The sequence below is a fragment of the Streptomyces sp. NPDC096046 genome, from assembly GCF_040303285.1.
Lineage (GTDB): Bacteria > Actinomycetota > Actinomycetes > Streptomycetales > Streptomycetaceae > Streptomyces.
The window spans coordinates 23,668-29,977 of sequence record NZ_JBEOSZ010000058.1 but is presented as its reverse complement, the minus strand read 5'-3'; the positions used below and the strand labels follow the sequence as shown (position 1 = coordinate 29,977).

Below are 6,310 nucleotides of genomic sequence, written 5' to 3'. Positions count from 1 at the left end.
GGCCGGCCCCGCCCCCCCCCTCGGGGGGGCGGGGGCCACCCCCGGGGGGGGGCCCCCCCCCCCCGCGACGAGAGCGGTTCTGTGTGTTCTCCGGGCACGCCGAGACGGCGTGCTTGCAGCACGTAAATGCATCAGCTTCCCCCCACAGGAAGTCAGACAGACAGTCAGAACCGGTGACCCACACGGTCACCTCAGCCACACAAGCTGTCACGAGACGCACACAAGCCGACCAGCCGTGCCCCGCAACACCCGCCTCATACAGGCTGGAATCAGCCCCACCCCTTCGACCGGGCGAATGCGGACGCGGTGGAGCAACCCACCATCACTTGAAGGAGGAATTTCCCATTCCGTGATCAATTCGGACGGACACACTGACCGAAATACTTCGACTGCATCTCAATCAGTGCATCCCGATCGACGGCCAACTACTTTTCGGCCAGGTTCATACCTAACCAAGAAGCACGCAGAGAGCGCTTACCAGCTTTCGAACGCGAAACCACACCAGCACAACTTGTCTCAGAGCCAGCGGCTAACCGGCGGCGCTGCTGTCCGCACAACCGCACTGCATGCACACTGACGGCGTCCGGCACCTTCCGGCACCATCCACGCCCTTGTGAAGGACTCCCCCGCGATGAGCGAACCGGGCAGAACCCTGCCCCCCTCCCGCACCCACCCCGCCTCCGACCGGCTCACCCGACGAGTCCGGCACGCCGGCCGCCTCACGTGCTGGAGCCTGGCCACCGCAATGGCCACAGCCGCCACCAACGTGATCCTCGAACCACAGACCACCTGGTGGACCGCGCTCTGGGTTGTCCCCTGGTACCTCACCGGCCTGTCCATCCCACTCTGGGCGGTCCTGCGCGCCCGCGAGAAAGCCGCTCAGCAATCCGGCCAAGGCGACGACTTACCCCGGCACTGGAACAAGGCCGCCTGACCCACCAGATCCAGAGTGACGGGTACGTCCGCGCCCGCCCGTCCCGCTGGTGAGCGCACCTGCCCCCGTGGTGGCACAGCTTTATGGCGCCATGTGCCGGCACGGCCTGTCAGCGCTTCGCGGTGCCCATCTGCTCGGGAATCGGTTGCCGATGCTCACGGTCGACTCCTCTGATGTCCGGGGACGTGTACGGGTCGAGGGCGCGACGGGTGGGTCGACTGTCCCAGATGGAAGGGCGGCCGGCCGCGGTGAGAAGACTGTTGATACGGCGGGCGAATTCGCCGCCGGGCAGGGGAACCACGTGTCACCAGGCCGGGGCTGCCGGCGGCGCACCGCGCCTGCGTACCGCTGCCCGAACTTGGCGCACCAGCGGCGCACCGTCTCGTACGAGACGACGATCCCGCGCTCGAGCATCAGCTCCTCGACCTCGCGGAACGACAGCGGGAAGCGGAAGTACAACCACACACGGTGGGAGATGACCTCGACCGGGTACCGGTGACCCTTGTACGAGGGCGAAACGGCCCCAACGGACAGCCCCCCTCCAGCACGATGCAGAAGATCATTCCACCCGATCAACCAACGTGCCAGCGCCCACCGACGAGGTCGGCGCGGAACTCACCCCGTCCCTCGAGGACCTCCTCGCGAGCAGCGACTTCGTCTCGGTCCATCTCGCGCTGAGCGACCGCACCCGCGCCTGCTCGGACCCGCCGAGCTCGCCCTCCTCAAGCCGACCGCGTAGCTGGTCAACACCTCGCGGGCGGCCATCGTCGACCAGGCGGCTCTTCTGGCCGCCCTGCACGAGGGCCGGATCGCCGGGGCCGGCGTCGACGTCTTCGACGTCGAACCGCTGCCCGCCGACCACCCGATGCGTACCGCCCCGCGCCTCCTCGCCACCCCGCACCTGGGCTACGCCTCGCACGCCAACTACACGACGTACTACGGCCAGGCGGTCGAGAACATCCGCGCCTTCCTCGCGGGAGCACCCGTACGACAATTGCCCTGACACCCCGTGGGGACCGGAGACACCTCAGCCGCTACAGGGGAACGACCAGATGTCCGTCGAGGACCTGGCAGGCTCGGGCGGTGCCGTTCTCGGCTGCCAGAGTCCGGCCGAGCCGGCGTGCGGCCTCGGCGTAGGGAGGGTGCCGAGTGAGCTCGTGCAGGCGCCGGGTGAGGACGGGGACGGTGAGATCGCGGGCCGGCAGCGGTGCGGGACCCGCGCCGATCTCGCGTACTCGCGCGGCCCAGTAGGGCTGGTCGCCGAAGAACGGACAGACCAGTGAGGGTCTTCCGGCGCGCAGTGCTGAGGCGGTCGTGCCCGCGCCTCCGTGGTGCACGACGGCGGCCGTCCTGGGGAACAGCCAGTCGTGGGGGGTGTCGCCGACCACGAGGATGTCGCTTTCGCTGGTGGCGGGATCACCGCTCAGCACTCCCCGTAGTCCCGCGCGCCGCAGTGCCCTCCGGACGAGGGCGTCGGTCGCTTCCGGATCGCGGGTCTTCATGCTGCCGAATCCGACGTAGACGGGCGGCGGCCCGTCGGCCAGGAAGTCGAGCAGGCGCCGCGGGGGTTCCCACTCCGGCCGGTCGTGGTGCCAGAAGCCGGTCACGTGGACGTTCGGTCCCCAGTCGGACGGACGCGGCACCACCTCGGGACTGAACGCGCAGAGCACGGGCGCGTGGCGGACGTACCGGAGAGGCTCCCGCAGCGACAGCTCGGGGAGGCCCAGGCTGTCCCGGCGCCAGGCGTTGACGGACCTCCGGCACAGCGTCCAGGCCCCCAGGTCGACCGCGCCGAAGCTGAGCCGGTTCCCCAGGGCACCCAGCGTCGCGGCGGCCGGGGCGAGGGGGTGCGGAAAGACTTTGGTGGGCTGGCTCGGCTGGAAGTGGATGACGGCGTGCGGGACGCGGAGGTACTGGCTCAGATGGACACCGAGAAAACCGAAGGTGGGGGCCAGGATCAGGTCGGCGCCCTCCGCTCCGGCCCGGGTCTCTTCCAGCATCGTCATGATGTGGGGTCGCAGGACCCGGTCCATCCGGCGGACGAACGCCACCGGGTTGCGTGGGCCGGCGAGGAGTTCCTGCCCCTCGGTGGACTCGATGACCTCCACGGGGTCGGCCGGAAGGGGGTGGAAGTCCAGTCCCTCCTCGGCGATCAGATGCCGGTAGCGCCGACTGGCCAGGACTCTCACCGTGTCGCCCCGCCGGGACAGTGCCCGGCCCAGTGCCAGGCAGGGCTGGACATCCCCCCGGGACCCCGCGGCGAAGATCACCACTGTTCGCCCCACGCCGCTCCCCTCTCCCGGTGTGCCGACGTCCGGTGTGCCGACGTCCGGTGTGCCGACGTCCGGCGGGTCGTTACCCGATTGGCAGATCATAGACATATCGGGCGGTACGTTCCCGGATATATCAGGCGAGTATGAGGAAAAGACCCCTTCTGGCGGGACGGAAACTGATGCCAAGGAACATGGTCCGGCTCACGTCCGCAGCGCTCGGCACGGGATTCGCCCTCAACGCGGTACGGCTCCGTCACCGGCTGGCCGGGCTGCATCTCCTGGAACCCTCCGCGGATCCGCCCTCCCCGGACTTCCGGTTCGTGCTGGCCTCCGGAGTGCGGCTGGACGACGAGACCCGCCGCGCCGCCTGCTCCTTCGCCGCCCGGGAGGGGCTGAAGGTACTGGATCTGCTGCCGGGCGATCTGCCGACGGCGGAGCTGCTCGACTTCGCCCGTCTGGTGAACACCCGCACCTTCCGGCGCGACAGGCTGGCCTTCGGACGGAGCGCCCAGCATGCCGTCGTCGTGGAGGCGTCCGCCCTGGAGCGACTCGGCACCCCGCTGCCCGCCGGCACGGATCTCACGGGACTCTCGGCTGCAGAACTCACCGACCTGATGGAGCAGTTGAAGAAGTGTGCGCCGACCACGACCGGATTCGCGCTCGCGCCCGGGCTTCGCAGTGTCCGCCGCACCGCCCTCGAACGCGTCGCCGCCCGGCCGGGCAACACCTTCGTCCCCTTGTCCGCCGCCCTGGCGGCACGCCTGGCCGCGGGCACGCTGACCGCCGCCTGCCTCGCGACGGCCCCGGCCTGGGGAGCGGCCGCGCTCGCCGGCTACGCACTGCAGCCGACGCTGGTGCGCGGTCGCCGGTTCGCTCCCGCCGACCGCCGCCGCGCCACCTGGCTCAGACCCGTACTGGGATCGGGTGACTGGCTGCGTACCGCGCGGGCGGCGCACGCGCTGCGCGGCCCGGCCGACCCGCACCCCGGTCTCCGCGCGGAATACCAGGCCGAGATCGCCCGGGGTGTCGAGCGGTTCTTCGAGCCACGCCGCGGCTCCTGCCCGTGGTGCGGGTCTTCCGACCTGAGACACCGCGTGACGGCACGGGACATGTACCAGGGAAAACCGGGCCGGTTCACCCTGGAGGAGTGCGGAGACTGCGGCCACACCTTCCAGAATCCGCGGCTGAGCCCGGCCGGCCTCGACTTCTACTACCGCGACTGCTACGACGGCGTCGGCGAACGGCACATGGAGAAGGTGTTCGCCCTCCAGGGCTCCGCCTACCGCGATCGCGCCCGTCTCCCGCACCCGCACACCGCGCCCCGTACCTGGCTGGACGTGGGAGCCGGGCACGGTCACTTCTGCCTCGTCGCCCAGGACGTCTGGCCGCGGACCGTCTTCCACGGTCTGGACCGCAGCGACGCCGTGGAGCGGGCCGAGAGGTACGGCTGGGTGCACCGCGGTCACCGGGGCGACTTCCCCGAGCTGGCCGCGTCCCTGGACACCGCCTACGACGTGGTGAGCATGTTCCACTACCTCGAACACACCCTGGACCCACGAGCCGAGCTGGATGCGGCACGGGACGTCCTCAAACCGGGCGGTCACCTGGTGATCGAGGTCCCCGACCCGCAGAGCTCGCTCAGTCGGCTGCTGGGCCGCCACTGGATTCCCTGGATGCAGCCGCAGCACGTGCACCTGATGCCCTTCGCCAATCTCAGACAGGCGCTGCTGGAGCGGGGCTTCACCACGGTGGTGGAGCAACGCGTCACCGGACGCCCGGGCGGGGACTTCTGCGGCGCCGTCGTGGAGCGCTTCCGCTCCTGGACGCCGAGCCCCCGGTATCCCTGGTCCCGGAGACCTCCGACCCGCGCCCGCGCCCTGGCCCACGCGGCCATCTGGACGTGCTCCGTCCCGCTGATCGCCGCTGCGGCCGCGACCGACCTCGCGGTCGCCCCTTTTCTGGGGGCGGTGCGGGGCGGGCAGGCCTACCGGATCCTCGCCCGCAGGGAAGCCTGACGCCCGCCCCGGGAACCGGTGTCCTGCAGCCCGAGCGATTCCAGCACCGTGGGCCAGATGCGATGGAGTTCCTGTCGCCAGTACGGCCAGGAGTGCGTCCCCGGGTCATACTGATGCGTCGTGACCTGGACTCCTTCCGCGCGCAGCGCGGCGGCGAACTTCTTGATCTGCTCCGGAAGCGCCGCCTCGCCCAGCATGCTGACGAGGATGACGTTGGAGGGACGCCCCATGTCCAGCGGTCCGGGCATGCTGGTGCCGACGGACAGATGGACGCGTGTTCCGCGGAAGGACCGGGGCATGGCGGCGGGGTTGTGGGACTGCCAGACATCGGCGTTGCGCACCGGGTCGCCCCACACCTGGTTCATGTCGACGCCGGCCACGAAGGAGCCGAGCCTGATGACCAGACGCACGGTCGGGTCGTTGAGGTCCACGTAGGAACTCATCGCCGCCGCATACCGGAACAGTCCCTGATGGCGTGCCGCGTACTTGAGTGCGCCGAATCCGCCCATGGACAGTCCCACGACGGCGCGGGGTGAGCCGGCCCGGTACTCCTTCTCCATGAGCCGCACCAGTTCGACGGTGTGAAAGGTCTCCCAGCGGGGCGAGCCGACGAGCCAGTCGCTGTAGTAGCCGTCCATTCCGGCGTCGGGCATCACGATGAGCACATCGGCGTTCCGGGACAGCTCTTCCACGTCCGTCTCACGCGTCCAGGCCGTGTAGTCGTCGGCGCCGCCGTGGAGCATGTAGAGAACCGGAAAGGTGGCTTTCGGCCGCTGGTGCCAGCTCGCCGGAAGGATGACCCGGACCGGGATGGACCTGCCCATGGCCGGCGAACTCACCGTGAGATCGCGCGTCCGGTCGTCGATCGTTCGCACGGCGGTGACACGAGCCTCCGCGTCGTGAGGCCCGGGCGCGCCTGCCGGGCTCCGTCCGGCCGCATGCGCCTCGGTCGAGACGAGGGCGGCGACGAGGCTCAGACAGACCAGATACGTTCTCGAGTGCTTCAGGAAGTATGCCCACACGCCTCGGAGCATGACGACAACCACCGCCCACCGACGGCAGACACTCCGGTCGACGACAGGGCAGTC

The 6,310-nt window shown here is 70.0% G+C and carries 4 protein-coding genes and 2 pseudogenes; 3 read left to right on the top strand and 3 right to left on the bottom strand.

The genetic code is table 11. From position 1 onward, the window contains the following. Nucleotides 1-631 precede the first annotated feature (631 nt). On the top strand, nt 632-934 hold the full coding sequence (locus ABTX62_RS33310; RefSeq protein WP_352119666.1) for a hypothetical protein: 303 nt from the start codon (nt 632-634) through the stop codon (nt 932-934). Nucleotides 935-1,231: 297 nt separating this feature from the next. Here ABTX62_RS33310 and ABTX62_RS33305 read toward each other — a convergent pair. Further along, nucleotides 1,232-1,468: pseudogene (locus tag ABTX62_RS33305) on the bottom strand (IS6 family transposase); the annotation flags it as partial. A 62-nt stretch (nt 1,469-1,530) separates the two neighbouring features. Here ABTX62_RS33305 and ABTX62_RS33300 point away from each other — a divergent pair. Then, nucleotides 1,531-1,937 (top strand): annotated as a pseudogene (locus ABTX62_RS33300) (NAD(P)-dependent oxidoreductase); the annotation flags it as partial. 31 nt (nt 1,938-1,968) lie between these two features. On the opposite strand, the gene ABTX62_RS33295 reads toward ABTX62_RS33300, so the two are convergent. Further along, a complete protein-coding gene (locus ABTX62_RS33295; protein WP_352119665.1) occupies nt 1,969-3,219 on the bottom strand; it encodes a glycosyltransferase in 1,251 nt (416 codons plus the stop codon). A gap of 167 nt (nt 3,220-3,386) precedes the next feature. Between ABTX62_RS33295 and ABTX62_RS33290 the strand changes: the two genes are divergently transcribed. Continuing rightward, the gene (locus tag ABTX62_RS33290; RefSeq protein WP_352119664.1) at nt 3,387-5,222 is read left to right on the top strand and encodes a class I SAM-dependent methyltransferase; all 1,836 of its coding nucleotides are present in this window, start codon (nt 3,387-3,389) and stop codon (nt 5,220-5,222) included. On the opposite strand, the gene ABTX62_RS33285 is transcribed toward ABTX62_RS33290, so the two are convergent. Further along, nucleotides 5,192-6,097 carry an alpha/beta hydrolase gene (locus ABTX62_RS33285; RefSeq protein WP_352119663.1) on the bottom strand — a complete coding sequence of 302 codons (906 nt, stop codon included), beginning with the start codon at nt 6,095-6,097 and terminating at the stop codon, nt 5,192-5,194. The two genes, ABTX62_RS33290 and ABTX62_RS33285, sit on opposite strands and share 31 nt — an antisense overlap. Between the last annotated feature and the right edge of the window lie 213 nt (nt 6,098-6,310).